The sequence below is a fragment of the Spirochaetae bacterium HGW-Spirochaetae-1 genome, assembly GCA_002839375.1.
Classification (GTDB): domain Bacteria; phylum Spirochaetota; class UBA4802; order UBA4802; family UBA5550; genus PGXY01.
In genome coordinates, this window is sequence record PGXY01000007.1 from 487,516 (window position 1) to 502,735 (window position 15,220).

The 15,220-nt window shown below is 48.4% G+C and carries 15 protein-coding genes and 1 tRNA gene; 7 read left to right on the top strand and 9 right to left on the bottom strand.

Annotated elements, in window-relative coordinates; genetic code table 11:
• Window positions 1-6: 6 nt before the first annotated feature.
• Entirely contained in the window at window positions 7-1,275 is a 1,269-nt protein-coding gene (locus CVV44_15675) for a serine--tRNA ligase (protein PKL37776.1), read from the bottom strand.
• A gap of 208 nt (window positions 1,276-1,483) precedes the next feature.
• Window positions 1,484-1,556: transfer RNA gene (locus tag CVV44_15680), tRNA-Phe, on the bottom strand.
• A gap of 40 nt (window positions 1,557-1,596) precedes the next feature.
• Between CVV44_15680 and CVV44_15685 the strand changes: the two genes are divergently transcribed.
• The 5 genes from CVV44_15685 (at window position 1,597) to CVV44_15705 (ending at window position 6,348) form a co-directional block, all read left to right on the top strand.
• Window positions 1,597-2,526: a hypothetical protein gene (locus CVV44_15685; GenBank protein PKL37777.1), complete on the top strand. Its 930-nt coding sequence runs from the start codon at window positions 1,597-1,599 to the stop codon at window positions 2,524-2,526.
• 60 nt (window positions 2,527-2,586) lie between these two features.
• A complete protein-coding gene (locus tag CVV44_15690; GenBank protein PKL37778.1) occupies window positions 2,587-3,249 on the top strand; it encodes a hypothetical protein in 663 nt (220 codons plus the stop codon).
• 86 nt (window positions 3,250-3,335) lie between these two features.
• Complete coding sequence (locus tag CVV44_15695; protein PKL37779.1) at window positions 3,336-3,629, top strand: transcriptional regulator; 294 nt, start codon at window positions 3,336-3,338, stop codon at window positions 3,627-3,629.
• 299 nt (window positions 3,630-3,928) lie between these two features.
• Complete coding sequence (locus tag CVV44_15700) at window positions 3,929-4,798, top strand: nitroreductase (protein ID PKL37780.1); 870 nt, start codon at window positions 3,929-3,931, stop codon at window positions 4,796-4,798.
• Between the two features lie 341 nt (window positions 4,799-5,139).
• On the top strand, window positions 5,140-6,348 hold the full coding sequence (locus CVV44_15705; GenBank protein PKL37871.1) for an MFS transporter: 1,209 nt from the start codon (window positions 5,140-5,142) through the stop codon (window positions 6,346-6,348).
• A 39-nt stretch (window positions 6,349-6,387) separates the two neighbouring features.
• On the opposite strand, the gene CVV44_15710 is transcribed toward CVV44_15705, so the two are convergent.
• Window positions 6,388-8,400: a hypothetical protein gene (locus CVV44_15710; protein ID PKL37781.1), complete on the bottom strand. Its 2,013-nt coding sequence runs from the start codon at window positions 8,398-8,400 to the stop codon at window positions 6,388-6,390.
• 35 nt (window positions 8,401-8,435) lie between these two features.
• Complete coding sequence (locus tag CVV44_15715; GenBank protein ID PKL37782.1) at window positions 8,436-8,738, bottom strand: hypothetical protein; 303 nt, start codon at window positions 8,736-8,738, stop codon at window positions 8,436-8,438.
• A gap of 406 nt (window positions 8,739-9,144) precedes the next feature.
• On the opposite strand from CVV44_15715, the gene CVV44_15720 reads away from it, so the two are divergent.
• Together CVV44_15720 and CVV44_15725 are read left to right on the top strand one after the other, a co-directional pair.
• A complete protein-coding gene (locus CVV44_15720; GenBank protein PKL37783.1) occupies window positions 9,145-9,360 on the top strand; it encodes a type II toxin-antitoxin system HicB family antitoxin in 216 nt (71 codons plus the stop codon).
• Window positions 9,357-9,572, top strand: coding sequence for a hypothetical protein (locus CVV44_15725; GenBank protein ID PKL37784.1), 216 nt, complete (start codon window positions 9,357-9,359; stop codon window positions 9,570-9,572). Before CVV44_15720 ends, CVV44_15725 begins: the two co-directional genes overlap by 4 nt.
• Here the strand turns inward: CVV44_15725 and CVV44_15730 are convergent.
• The 5 genes from CVV44_15730 to CVV44_15750 all read right to left on the bottom strand — a co-directional run bounded on the left by CVV44_15730 (window position 9,564) and on the right by CVV44_15750 (window position 15,042).
• On the bottom strand, window positions 9,564-9,872 hold the full coding sequence (locus CVV44_15730) for a hypothetical protein (protein PKL37872.1): 309 nt from the start codon (window positions 9,870-9,872) through the stop codon (window positions 9,564-9,566). The genes CVV44_15725 and CVV44_15730 overlap by 9 nt on opposite strands.
• A 537-nt stretch (window positions 9,873-10,409) precedes the next feature.
• Entirely contained in the window at window positions 10,410-11,084 is a 675-nt protein-coding gene (locus CVV44_15735; protein ID PKL37785.1) for a hypothetical protein, read from the bottom strand.
• A gap of 154 nt (window positions 11,085-11,238) precedes the next feature.
• A complete protein-coding gene (locus tag CVV44_15740) occupies window positions 11,239-12,414 on the bottom strand; it encodes an acetyl-CoA C-acyltransferase (GenBank protein ID PKL37786.1) in 1,176 nt (391 codons plus the stop codon).
• A gap of 49 nt (window positions 12,415-12,463) precedes the next feature.
• On the bottom strand, window positions 12,464-14,350 hold the full coding sequence (locus tag CVV44_15745; protein ID PKL37873.1) for an AMP-dependent synthetase: 1,887 nt from the start codon (window positions 14,348-14,350) through the stop codon (window positions 12,464-12,466).
• A 119-nt stretch (window positions 14,351-14,469) separates the two neighbouring features.
• Window positions 14,470-15,042, bottom strand: coding sequence for a sterol-binding protein (locus tag CVV44_15750; GenBank protein ID PKL37787.1), 573 nt, complete (start codon window positions 15,040-15,042; stop codon window positions 14,470-14,472).
• Between the last annotated feature and the right edge of the window lie 178 nt (window positions 15,043-15,220).

The window sequence follows — 15,220 nt, forward strand, 5'->3', positions numbered from 1 at the left end:
GTCAGGCTACACCGGGCGTTCCATGTACGGCTTAAGGGCCGCCGGTATCTCGATCTGTCCGTCGGCGGTCTGATAATTTTCCATGACTGCCGCCAGGGTCCTGCCGGCGGCAAGGCCCGAGCCGTTCAGGGTATGAACATGCTGGGGCTTCGAAGCCTGGTCCTTTTTAAAGCGTATGCGGGCACGGCGGGCCTGGTAGTCGAGAAAATTGGAACACGATGATATTTCCACGTAGCGGTTCAGCCCCGGCATCCAGACCTCTATATCGTAGGTCTTGGCCGACGAGGCCGAAGTATCACCGCTGCACAGGAGCACGACACGGTAATGTATATTGAGGCGCCGGAGTACCTCCTCGGCGTTAGCCGTAAGCTTCTCGAGCTCATCAAAGGAAGTTTCGGGATCAACGAACTTCACCAGTTCCACCTTCTGGAACTGGTGTACGCGGATGAGACCCCGGGTGTCCCTGCCGGCTGCGCCTGCTTCACGGCGGAAGCACGAGGACTGCATGGTCACATATACGGGCAGGTCGCTGCCTTCGATAATTTCATCGCGGTACAGGTTTGTCAGGGGTACCTCGGCCGTGGGAATGAGAGAGAGGCCATCACGGTCGATACGGTAATACTCGTCTTTGAATTTAGGATACTGCCCCGTCCCTATCATGCTTTCATCATTCACGATGAAGGGGCCGAATATCTCTGTATAACCGTGATTTTTTGTGTGCAGGTCCAGCATGAAGCTGATAATGGCCCGCTCCAGCTGGGCTGCCAGGCCCCGATACACATAGAAGCGGGCCCCGGCCAGTTTGACACCGCGCTCAAAATCCAGTATGTTCAGGTCAGTGCCCAGGTCAAAATGGGCCTTCGGTTCAAAGGAAAATTCCGGTTTTTTCCCCCATTCGCGCACTACTTTATTGTCAGCATCGTTTTTCCCCACAGGCACCGATACATCCAGCATGTTGGGAATAGACAGGTGCATGTCGGTGAATTGATCATTGAGTTCGTTTACCCGGTCGCCCATGGTCTTCAGTTCGTCAGCAATGCCCTGGACCTCCTTCATTTTATCCGAAGCGTCCTCACCGCGCGATTTCATCATGCCCACTTCCTTGGACAGCTTGTTCCGCCTCTCCCGCAATTCATCGGAACTGCTGATGAGCCGGCGACGCTCTTCATCCACCTTCACCAGTTCATCGATATCAACCACGTCGCTCATGTTTCTTTTCATCAGGACATCACGGACCGTATCGATTTCATCACGGATTATTTTCGGATCTATCATCGCTCTTACCTCAACTGTTATATCAATGTGCCGGAATAACGGAAAATCCCCGCCGGCGGGGAAAGGAACACAACATGCATGCCTGTATGAACCAAAGAATAGGCCTGTCGGATAATTTGTCAAGAGGATATATGATTGCGTAATGAATGAAAATTAACTTGATTTGTCAGGGGCGGAAGATAGGATGAAACAAAAGGGAAAAAATATGTGGTCAGGGACGGAGTCGAACCGCCGACACGAGGATTTTCAGTCCTCTGCTCTACCGACTGAGCTACCTGACCACTGTTAAAAACAAAAACATAAATAATATACACCTGAAATATGTCAACAAGTAATTTAATAATAATTTTAGTAGCGATTTTTTTTTCCGCCGGCGGTGAAAAAGATACGACGCTGCTCCGGGAGTCGTGGCAGTATTACTTTGAAAAGGGAAAGCTGCAGTACCGCGCCGAGATGTTTGATTACTGTCTGGAGAATATGGACAATGCCCTGCGGAAAAATCCCCGGCTCTACGAGGCTGCCAATATCATCGCCCTGATCCAGGACACCCGGGATAAAAAATTAGTTGCGCTGGAATACTTCACCCGGTCCCTGGCCATAAAACCGGACCAGCCCGAGATTCATTACCGCGCCGGCCTGCTCCATGAATACTTTGCCGATTACGATAAGGCCTTTGAACATTTTCAGGAAGCGGTGCGTCTCGATACCGCCCATGCGCGGGCCCATGCCTGTCTTATCCGTCACTATCTTCGCAGACAAAACAGGCTGAAGGCCGACGAACATTTCAGGCTTAGCAATACCGTGGGCGAAAAAAACGGCCGGGCTCTGTACCTCCAGGCCGATGCTGCCCGCCGCAGGCATGAGAATGAAAAGGCAGTGTTGCTTTACAATGAAATTATCACCGCCTATCCTGCCTGGATCGAAGCGTACCTTGACCTCTATGAACTGCATCGTTATCTGGGCCGATATGACAGGGCTGCCGAGACCCTGGAAAAGCTGGTCTATGTCAAACCCGATTACGGGAAAGCCCACCTTTTCCTGGCCAATCTCTATTTTACAAGAAAATTGCCCGGCAGGAGCAGAAAATACTACCTGGAAAAATCCATCATGCATATACAGAAAGCACTGGAGCAGGACCCCAATGATGCCGAGTCCTATCATCTCTTGGCCGAACTGCAACACTATATGGGTAATGACATGGACGCTGAAAAGTCGAGGATCAAAGCCCACGAACTGGAGACGAAAAAGTGATTCAGCGGTTGACAGGGCTGCCTGCATCGCCTATACTGTAAAAACAATTAAAGGGAAACCATGGAAAAACTGAAAAAAATTCTGCAGTCACGTATCTTCCAGGCCGCGATCATAATACTGGTACTGTTCATTATAGCTGTAATCTGCACAATCACGCAGTCGCGCACCTGTCTTGTTAAAAACAGCGAATCGCAGTATTACCGGGCCCGGTCCCTCTTTATCATGGGCAACACCCTGGTCTGCCGCAAGGGCACTAGCGAGTATAATAAAAGAGAGGAGGCACTGTCAGGAGAAACGGGCTTCACTCTCACCCTTGTGAACCTTAAGGATATAGCACTCATTGAATTCATGCCCGACGAGGAACAGGCGGAGGAAGCAGGGCCTGTCCCTACCCGGTTTCTGGGGTCGTATAATATCATTGTAGCCGCCCACCAGGGTTTCCTCTACCTCTGGAGCAAAGACGGCCGCGCCTATGGCTCCATCCGGTTCCCCCACTGGGGTCGGGGCGTTGCCGAACCCCTGAAGGGCGTCTATATCAGCAGCAGCGGCAATATCCGCTTCACACGGTCCGTTACCACCAGGGCGGAACAGTCGAGAGTTGGTTCCTCAACCTATTTCACCCAGGGTTATTACGGCAAATACTATAAAAACGGCAATTTCATCAAGGGATTTTATACCCGCGAAGGACATCGTGGACTCTGGGAGGCCGTACGAAAAAAATAAAAAAATTCCCCGCCATGGTTGACATTTTCATAAAAATATGGCATATTTAATTCGATATTTATCAAATTGTTAAATTTTTAAATTATATGGATATTAAAGAACTATCAAAAGCCCTGAAAGCCCTGTCCCATCCCCATAGACTGGAATTATTTATGGAGATAGCACAGAAGGAAGATTCCCTGTACGACACGGAATGTGGTCAGTGTCTTGTGTCCGATATTATTGGATCACTGAATATTGGTGCGCCTACCATTTCCCATCACATTAAGGAGCTGGCTAACGCGAACCTTATCACAACCGAAAGAAACGGCAAATTTCTTTCGGCGCGTATAAACAGGCCTCTCCTTGAGGAAATCATCAGGGCTCTTACCGTAGAATAGGTCTATGCATTGATTTTGCGGGTGATAAACAAATCACCTTTTTTTAGGATTTCACAATTCGATATTTATCGAATTTTATGACTTTGCAAGTTTAAAAACAATCTACCGGAGGTACACCATGAAAAGTTTCAACCTGGATATTATTATGGAAATCCTGAAAAATCCCGCTCTTTATACACTGGAAACAGTGATCAAAGCCATGGCGGAGATACGTGAAGCATCACCGGCACCACGTAGCTGAACAAGGAAGATATCACATTCTAGAATAATATATTAATCTGACAAAGCAGGGGAAAAATATGAAAAATAATTTTGATGAGAAAGAAGCTATAATGAAACGATATTCCTGCCGCACCTATGAAAAAAAATCTATCGAGCCGGCCACGGTAGAGGAACTGCGATCATACATTTCCTCCCTTGGAAACGGTCTCTTCGGCAGTGACATTCGATTTGACATAACCGCATCGGTCCCCGGCGACAGTGAAAACCTCCGCGGACTGGGCACCTATGGCTTTATCAGAAATCCCGCGGGATTTGTTATTGGCGCCATGAAAAAAGGAGATCATAACCTGGAAGACTACGGATTCCTCATGGAAAATATCACCCTCAAAGCCGCATCATTAGGACTGGACAGCTGCTGGCTCGGCGGTAGTTTCAGCAGGAGTTCCTTTGCCGGGCGGATCAACGCCGCCGCCGATGAAACCGTCCCGGCCGTTCTGGCCATAGGATATGCGGCTGAGAAAAAGCGTGTTATCGAGCGGGTTGCCCGATGGAAGATGGACGCCGATAACCGGAAGGCCTGGCAGAGAATCTTTTTTCACGGCGATTTTTCAACACCGCTGACTGTTGATGAGGCGGGAATTTACCGCGAGGCCCTGGAATTCCTGCGCATGGCGCCCTCGGCAGTGAATTATCAGCCATGGCGTATTTTAAAGGAGCGGGATAAAAACCGGTTCCACTTCTACCTTAAAAGAACAAAAGATTATGATGAAAACTCCTTCATGGTGAAGTCCGATCTGCAGCGCGTTGACATGGGCATCGCCATGAGTCACTTTGAAGCGGGAGCCGGGCTTCATGGGCTGAAGGGAAAATTCAGTGTTACCGACTCCCCGGTACCGGGTAAAGAAACACCCTTCATCTATACAGCCACATGGAAAGAAGCGCGTTAAATTATCCTTCCTTCTGAATCTTCAGTTCACTTGCGGGGCCGTCACACCAACCTGGTTTTGACGGCCTTTTTCATTAATGAAACCGTTATTCTGAAAACATCGTTAAATTTTCATTGACATATTACCTGCAGATCAAGTTGTATTATAGTTAATACATTAATACATTGTTTCCGCGTTTCATCTTCCCGGAAACACCTTTCTCATATAAATAGAGGCATAAGCGTCCAGGACCTGACTTCATCATCAGAGGATCGAGCTATGCCGAAAGGGGGTAATGTATTACACAACTAAATAAAAAGGATGGCTATCGTATGAATGTTGTAAAAAACACTGCACCCGTCATGCCCCGCTGGATTCCCCTGGTAGGCGGCATTCTGGGAAGCACAACCTGTGGAGCTCTTCTGTATGCCTGGAGTGTCTTTATCAAACCCCTGAACGCCGAGTTCGGCTGGGACCGGGCCGATATCGCCCTGGCCTTCGCCATTGCCTGTCTCGTTTTTGGCCTCATGACTTTCCCGGCCGGAAAATTGAGCGACCGCTTCGGTCCCCGAATCGTAGTCATAACGGGCGGCATCATTCTCGGAACCGGTTTCGTTCTCTCCGGTTATATCCAGACGAAGTGGCAGCTCTATCTTACTTATGGACTCATTTCCGGCTTCGGCGGCGGGCTCATTTACCTGCCGCCTATAGCAACGGCCCCCAAGTGGTGGCCCGATAGAAAGGCTCTGGCCACGGGATTCGCTGTGGTGGGACTGGGATTGGGCTCCTTTATCATGGCGCCGCTGGCTACATGGATCATTGAAAATATCGGCTGGCGATATGTCTTCATCTATGTGGGGATTGCCATGGGCATCATGGCGGTGATAGCCGCCCTCTGTCTCCAGGTTCCGCCGGCAGGCTGGAAACCCGCGGGATGGACGCCGCCTGAAGGAGAGAACAGCCATGAAAAGAGCGTTAGCCGGGACTTTACACATAAAGAAACCTACCGCACGCCGCAATTCTGGCTTCTCTATGCGGCCTATTTCTGCGGCTCCTTTGCCGGACTCATGGTCATCGGCCACATTGTCGGCCACGGGCGCGATCAGGGGCTGGAGCCCATGGTTGCAGCAGGAGCTGCCAGCTGGCTTGCCATAACCAACGCGGCGACACGGATACTCATCGGGCAGGTGGCCGACAAGGTGGGCTCCCGGGCCAGCTTCATAACGGTTTTTATTCTCCAGGTTGCAGCCATGGCCCTTCTCTATCCTTCGGGGCAGGCATACTGGTCACTCTGGGCCGTGGCCGCTCTCATTGGTTGGAATTACGGTGCCATGTTCACGCTCTTCCCGGCAACATGTCTCCAGTATTTCGGACAGACTGCCCAGGGATCGAATTACGGCCTGCTCTTCACGGCCTGGGGACTGGCCGGCTTTGCCGGCCCCTATGTGGGAGGATGGCTCAAAGACTCCACAGGGACCTATTCGGCGCCTTTTATCGTCGGCGCCGTCGTGGTGGCCTTATCTGTGGTGATTATTGCCCTTATAAGGCCGCCGGAGAAAAAACCCATCTAAGGGAATTCTTTGATGCGGGCAGGAGATAAATGCCGGCGGTTACTTTTTAATATTGATCCTGAACCTGTCATAGAGATTGTCGACGATTTTTGACACCTCTTCATTCATGACATTCTGATCAGCGCCGGCACTCTTATCCCGTTTCAGGACAAGGTTTATTATTTCACCGGCTACTTCATCATCCATGTGCCGGACGACCTCGGCAATTTTAGTAAAATCTATGTCCAGATTAAAATTGTCCTGTGTAGGGCGTATACCCAGACCTATGAGTGTCAGAAGTATGGCCACATGGTAATAACGTTCGACTTCTCGCTTCTCTTTTTCCAGCATATTGATATTCCGGACCAGCACCTGCTCGGAATTTTCCAGGCGCTCTATCAGGCTCTGGATCAGCCGCTGGGCGAATTCCACGTTGTTGATGATGAGGGCCTTCATATTATCCCGGCCCGCAACAGCAATTATGCAGTCCGTAACGCACTTTGCCGTTGTGGCACGCACCGTATTGCTGATAATGGACATCTCACCGAAAACCTCTCCGGCATCGGCAGTGTCCATGGTGATGATTTCCCCCGTGTCCTTTGTCTTATACAGAATCACCTTCCCCTTCTTGAGAAGATAGAAATGATCGCCGCGGTCGCCCTCTTTGAAAACGATGCTGCCGGCCTCAAACAACCTGTCCTCCTGCATGGTGGATATGGGCCGCATGAAAAGCTTCCTGGTATGCTCGAAGCCCGGCAGCCTGAGGAGAAAAATGATACCCTTCCTGAACCGAAAGAGGTTGTACCGCACAATGAAAAAACGGTAGTGCAGAGTGGGAGCCTCGATGCGAACGATCGTTCCAATGGCCTCCTGCCTGTTGGTATGATTTTCCCATGCCACCACGCCCTGCACCTCACGTGATGTGGAACCGGGGAATTCAAAGGTCATGTTCAGCACAGTGCCTGCCTCCATGGGCTCAGCCGTGCGCAGGAAGCAGTTTACGGAAGTTATATCGTAAGTTATGAAAACCTCATCCATCTCATGTTCACGACGCACATCCACATCGGAAATAACGGGCATCTTGATTTCACTTTTTTTGAAAAAGTTGGGGTTCACGGCCCCCACCAGGATCATGATTATACTGATGGAGCTGGGGAATATGCCCAGCAGGATGATCTCCTCCTCCCTTCTCATGGTTATCTGGAGCATGTCCATTATCTCTCCACGATAGGACAGTCCAAAAATGGCCGCGATCATGAAAAGGAAAACAAGAAATATTCTTATATACCCGGGTCGCCATACCAGCATACTAACATCTTCCGTACCGGGCATTCCCATGGACTGCAGTATCCATCGTTCATAGCGGCGCTGTCTGTTTATGGTAAGCCATTCCTCCAGCCGCAGGTTGAAGGCCCCGAGCATTTTCATGGGAATAATGGTCTGCGCTTTGGCCAGGTAGAATTCAAGGAAGAGAACCATGACGATGAGAAGCGGTGACACGGAAAAGGACAGGGCGCCCCCCATGATGAGGAAGCTGTCGAAAATACCGTGCAGCATCACCGGGAGCAGAAAGGCCTTGAGGGAAAAAACGAATTTATACATGCCGGTACTGCATATCCTCCGCATGCCGCTATAATAGCCCATGATACCGCAGGTGGTGAGGTGAAGGGGCACGGTAAAGACAATACGGAGGATTATCAGGGAGTCACCGTAGGTGGCGGCATAAAAAATATTTTCCACCACGGAGAAACCGATGCCGTAAATCATGGCAGACAACGTGGCTTCCATTATTGAAAAATTCGGGAAATGTCGCTGGATAAGATATATGATTATGAAAGCGCCCGTCTTCTCAATCAGGGCAGCGCTGAAAAATCCGACAAAAAAGTCATCCTGGGGGGCCAACACGGGATAAACGATGGGCGCCACCACGACCAGTGCGAGAGCGAAGGCAATTCCGTATAAAAGGGATTCAACATGCTTTCCTATCTCGGGCCTAAAGGTAAAATACCTGTAGTAAATAAGATAGAATACCGGTACCGGAATCAGAGATAAGGCGATTCTATCCCATGCCATATTTTTTCAGACCCGCCGGTTTATTCGTTCCCCTGCTATTCCTGTTCGATTACGTCGGCAAGAGAACTCAATTCAAGAACGCGGGCTATCCGCTCGGAAAGGTGTATCAATTTGAGGGTCTTTCCCTTTTCTTTCAATATTTTGGAAATGGTTATAAGAACCCCGATACCTGAAGAGTCCAGGTACGTTACATTGGCAAAATCAATCACAATATTTTTTTCCGTTTCATTCACCACATCAAAGAGTTTTTCCTTCAACCCTTTCATTTTGATCATTTCCACATCGCCGTTTATGATAATGATAAGTTCCTGGCCGGAATCTACTGTTTGAATATCCATATTATTCTACCTCCCCTTCTCCCGAAAACAATTGCTGACATCCGGGACTACGCTCTTTTCTTGGGACACGAGACAAGAAAAGTCACTATTTGTCCATCATTAATTATAAGGGACCATAACGGTCTTTCTATTATAATCGTACAAAACGTGCTAATTTATAATGAAATAATTACCGGGAGACCTGGAGAAAATAAAATTGTTACAATGAGGGCCGATAGCGTATCAGCCCTGTGTTAATTTATCGCCCCTACGGGTTGACGCGACTGCCCCTTCGCGTCCCTATCGCGGGTGTGGCAGGGATTATCTGTGTTGACGAGGGGCGCGTCCGGGGTATTTTTATCTTGACTAAATCTAATCTCGTATGTAATTTATTTTCAGTAATAATAATTGGCACATGAGGTATATCATGAAATTTAATATAATTCTTGAACCGGCGGAAGAAGGAGGCTTTAACGTTTCTGTTCCGGCCCTTGATGGATGTTATACCCAGGGTGAAACGGAAAAAGAAGCGCTTGAGAATGCCAGGGAAGCCATTCTCTGTTACCTTGAAGGTCTTGAAAAAATAAATCAGATAAAATCTGCGCCGAAATCAATTATGAAGCAGATTGAGGTCAGTCTTTGAGTAAAACGTTTTCCGGCAGCCAGATTGTAAAAGCCCTCAGAAGAATCGGTTTCATCGTAGACCACCAGAAAGGTAGCCACATATTTATGCACAACCTGGAAAAAAATATATCTGTCATTATCCCGAATCATAAAGAAATAAAAAAAGGCACGCTCAATAATATAATCAAAAAAGCCGGAATTACCATTGATGAATTGAAAACATTAATTTAGCTCTTCCCCCTTCGTGCTGTTCAATATCCCCGTCACATACTCATAGAGGTTCACACCCTCGGAATAGACCTTGCCCCAGAACTCCTGTTCTTCCTGTTGCCGCTCCTCTTCATCCCCTCCCCTGGGCCGGTCATACACCGCGGGATTATTCCGGAACAGCGGATCAGCGGAGAGCCACCGCCCCAGCCAGCTTGCGTAGTACCGGGCCCCGAAGTAGTACAGGCCCGTGGCGTCGTCTTTCTCTTTGCCCGTGTACCGGTACTCCTTGAGTTTTACCTCTTTCTGTGCCGTGCCGGCCATGAGGCTCGTGTCACCGTAGGGAAAATATTCTTCATAGGAAATGATGCTTCCGGAATTGTCCAGTTCCAGCGAGGCGCTGTCCAGGTGGTTGGAGAATGGAAGTAACAAGTTGCAAGGCAAAAGGAGCAAGTCTGACTTTCTATTGTACCTTGTACCTTGTACCTTGTTACTTGCAACTGTCTTTTAGTATTCGGCGTTGTCGATGTTGTTCGTGCGTTGTAAAAGAACGGCCGAGGCGATGTTGTCCCGGTAGTTCCAGGTAACGTCTACCAGGGTCTCCAGGCTCGTGATGTTGCCATTCTGGTTATAGTAATCACTTATTGTCAAGCAGAAGGGCGTGTCCCTGCGGGTCCCGGCAGGGATCGCCGGTGTGGGGGTTATATGTGTCGAATAACGTCTTTGATGCGCTTTGAGGAAATTATTTTATTGTGATGAATATCCCGGCAGCATGAAAGCGTGCCGGAATACAATACGGTTCCCCGGTACAGGTTCCGGGATTGCGGAGTTACCTATGTCATGAACCGTGAGGTGACAGGCTCATTCTGCCTGTACAAACTGCTTCCCATGGATTCTGCCAGCCTGTTCAAAGTACTGTTTCTTATGAACATTTCTTTTAGCGCCCACAGCGGTCAGAAATGGATGATTTGTCGCTGCTATATTTACAACCCAGGCCGGAAGTGACCCTCCCATTTCGGCGTGCAGCCAGTATTTTACATATATTTTGTCATTTTCATATCTTTTGAATGTAAACTTGCCATGCATCTCGGGCATTCTCACGCAACCTGAGTCTTTTTTGTAATCGCTTTTCATTGAATCAATTGTAACCCAGCCGTCTCCCTTTTCGATATCCCACCATGACTTCACTTTTACCACCAGGTCCCTGTCGGTTACTACGGGCACATCGAGAACAAAATACATGTCGTATTCCCGTTCACTGTACTTTTTGATCACATAGAGTTCCTTGCACATGCCATACCATTCATGGTATGCATCACAGTCTTTCACGAATTCAACACCCACTTCAAAGGGAACGACTTCGTACCCGTCGGCATAGAGTTCCTTATAATCAGACCCCGGGTACGGCCTTGAATAGACCTTGACTCCCCTGGCGTCCTTTATCATTTTCCACGTGCCGTTGTCTCCGGCAAAACCCTGTAATGATATAAAAACAACGAGTAGCAGTATCTTACAGCAGATGATTCGAGATTTCATGGCCCCTTCCTCGCAGCGAAAAGCTGCTTTAATTGTAGGATATTTAAGGATCACGGCAAGAACCTAAAGGATACAAAAACAGGATTAAACCAGGAAAACAAAAGGCCTCACCCTCCCCCGCTTTATCGCGGTCCGGAAGCGTGAGGCCCGATATCTACACTTTTTCTATAAGCAGAGCGCCCGCATTACCAAAAGCGCCGCACAGCGATGCAAGGCCGTAGCGTGCATCAGGGAATTCTGTTTTCATCACGTTGAGCAACGTTATGATTATTCTGGCTCCCGATTGTCCCAGGGGATGTCCAAGGGCCAGGGCTCCGCCCCACACATTGACTTTATCAAAGGGTGCGTTTTCCTTATCCAGCTTGAGCTCACGGATACAGGCCAGGGACTGGCTGGCAAAAGCCTCGTTCAGTTCAATAGCACCTATATCCTTGGGAGACAGGCCCGTCTTCTGAAACAGCTTTTTAACCGCGGGAATAGGACCTATCCCCATTACCGTAGGATCACAACCGGCCAGAACACCATAGCTGTATTTGTATGAATACTTGAGTCCCAGTTCATCGGCTTTTTTCCTGCTCATCATAAGGATGGCGCAGGCCCCCTGTGTAAGAGGAGATGATGTAGCCGCAGTAACTGAACCATTGGGTCTGAAAGGAGTATTCATGGTTTTCATCTTTTCCCTGTCCATGACATCGCGGATCCACTGGTCGCTATCGATCATTTTTTCGTTTCCATCATCATCGAGTCCCTTGATGGGGATTATCTCATTTTTAAATTTACCGGCGTTACGAGCCTCGGCAGCTTTTTTGTTCGACCAGACCGCCATATTATCCATATCGTCACGTGAAATTTTGTACTGCTCGGCCACCTTTTCGGCCGTTGCACCCATAAGCAGGTCCGCCCCGTTATAAAACTGCAGCAGGCGCGGAGGAAAATTCATATTGGCTCCCATGGGAACCTTTTCCATATCTTCAACACCGGCTGAAATGATGATATCGGCCTCACCAGTCATGATGGCCCTGGCTCCGTGCATGGTGGCAGACATGCCCGATGGGCACTGGTTGGTGAGCGTATTGGAAGGCACTGTATCGGGCAGTCCCGCCGCAAGCCAGGCAAGCCGGCCTATATCATTCTGCATCCCCGACGGGTTGGCGCTGCCTACAAAAAGAGCGTCAACATCCGCAGGCTTGACCTTGGGATTGCGTTCAAAAAGTCCGGCATACACCGATGTCAGCAACTCATCGGGACGCAGGTTCCGAAACCAGCCCTTGTCCTTGTGGGCCCTTCCGTTTGGTGTTCTTGCACCATCAATAAATACACACTCTTGCATAATTATCTCTCCTTATAATCAAACCGCATTAATACGGCTGTTTGCAAAATCAATTCACATTTATTTTTCCGAGAAAATCATCGACCGCCCATTGTCTCAGAAGTTTCTTGTTTATTTTCTGGACCTCAGTCAAAGGCAGTTCATCGACAATTTTCAGATATTTTGGCAGGGCATATTTTGCTATTTTTGACTTGAGAAATTCCATCACTTCAGCCTCGGTGATAACCGCTCTGAATTCCTCCCGGGGCTGAATATATACGGCCACCCTTTCGCTCCCTTCACGATCAGGATCGGGTATACCGATAGTAGCAGCCATCTCCACGTAGGTATGACTGTTAAGAATATCATCAACCTCGCGCGAGTAGACCTTGTAGCCCGAAACGATAATCATATCCTTGGTCCTGTCCACAATGTAGAAATATCCCCGCTCATCGATTCGCACGACATCACTGGTATGGATATATCCATCTTCGTCAATTCCGCTTCCCGCATCAGGCCAGTAACCCAGCATGCGTTGAGGCCCCCGCAGGAGCATTTCCCCGGTTTTCCCCGTCAGCATCTCCTCCCATGACAATTCGCGCTGCGTATCCACATCAATTATTTTCACTTCCGTGTCGGGGAACGGAACGCCGATAGTCCCCCTTTTTTCCTTTGTTTTTTTGCCTTTTTTACCGCTGTTCGCCGTAAGCCTGAACTGCAGGCCGAGAATCTTCGTAAACATTTTCCCGAACAGGCGCGTACCCATCAATCGAATAAAAGTGTTAATCACAGGCCCGACTCCCGGAATACGCAGAAAATTGCAAACAATCATCAATGGCGTCCTTCCACCGATGATCCTGGTCAGAATGGAGGTATTGAGATGCGACACGGGCGACATCTCGGAAAGACCGTAACCTTCCATGATCCCGCCTCCGGTCTTCTCCTCGAACTCCTTCTGCGTTCCTTCGGCAAGGGGAGCCGATCCCGATATTCCCAGCATGGCGTATCCCTTAAGCTCTTCCCGGGCCAGATTCATGAACTGGACTGGCACGCCGATCTGAAGCACGGGGAAGTGTTCCTTTATCATGTCAGCCATTCCCTTTGTATCTCTTGGTTCGGGAACAAGAAGAAGATTGAAACCGTACAACATCATAGCATGCATGATAACGTGGCCATATGAATGGAAAAAAGGAAGAGAAAGGAGCACTGATATCCCGCCCCTTGCTACCAGACCGATCTGCCCCAGGGCATGAAGGTTCTGTACCGAATTGGCAAAAATATTCCGGTGCGTCAGCATGCACCCCTTGGGAACTCCCGTTGTACCGCCGGTAAATAAAAGCGTCTCTACATCATTCACCACATCGTATTCAACCTCGGGGGGTTCGGGAGAATTCTTTTTAATAAGCTCCGTCATCCAAGTTGTGAATCTCACATTGGCGAATTTGTATGTCTCCTCATATTCCTGAAGGTCTGCCAGAGTCGTTCCGTAATCATCGAGCTTTGTCAGAATAATAAAATCTATATCGATTCTTTTAGTAAGGATGGATATAACATCGACATGGCCGGCCATAGCTATTATTGCGCGCGGCGTCCCCTCCTTCAGTTTGTGTTCCAGTGTATCGGCTGGTTCAAGCGAACTGCAGGGGATATGCACAAGACCGGCCCGCGATATGGCATAGTCGGCAAGTATGAACTGGATGGATGTGGGAAGTATGGTGGCGACCCGATCACCTTTTTTCAGGCCCATATTAAAAAAAGCCGTAGCCAGACGGTCAACCTTATCCTTCAATTCGGGGTACGTCATCTTATAGCTTAACTGGACAAGTCCATTCTTCCTGTACTTTCTCGCATTTTCCGCAAGTATGTCATAGACAGGCTTGTCCGTATACGGAGCAAAAGTAGAAGGAATTCCCACCAATCGATATTCTTTTTTCCATGGTACATTCTTGGCGGCCATAACTTTCTCCCAAATGAGATCTTTATTTTTCGATACATATCCGTGCATTGCAGAACAATGCACAGACAGAGGTATCTTTATGACAAGATAAGGAAGAAGGGGAAAATCTTCCAGGTCTTCTATGAAAACAGGGGCTGCGTAGCCATGGCGAAACTCATATCGCCTTCAATCTTCATTGCACCGGACATGAAAAGATTAACGGGATTCGTGTCTTTTCTCATAAGAGCGGCGGTATCCTTTGCACTCATCTTGAATATTGAATGAGGCTGCTGTGCACCGTTGAGTACAGCTTCAATTTTGAAGGTGTAGCCGTCTTCATTGGCTATTTCTGCAGTAAAACTTCCCTTGAGAGAATTAAGGGCATTGTATTTTGATTTGTTGAGATCGCTCTGAAGACCGAAGAGCATGTCAAGATTCTGAGTCTGGATCATTTTGTTGAGGTCATCCTCGGTTATTTTGATATACATATTTGAGCCGGAAATATCTCCTTTGGTAAACAACAATGATTTTCCGTCCTTCAGCGTGTAAGCGTATTTTTCGCCGTTTACCTCAACAACCATGGATATTTGTGTACCTGAAAGTTCCTGAGCCGCGCTGTTCTTGGCGAGCAGGTCTTCCACTATGCCCGGCATAAGTTTTGAAAGCAGATCGGCAACGCTCGTATCCGCTGGTACTGTTGGTAGTGTAGCCATAATTCGTCTCCTCTGAATTTGATAATACTGACATGTCAGTTTCAGTAATACTGACATGTCAGTATTTTTTTCAAAGAAAAGTCAACAAAAAAATAATTTGACCATATTAATTTTTTTGATATTTCCGGGGATTCAGAATTTGCATATTACAAATATTCAAATTAGCATTGACATATAT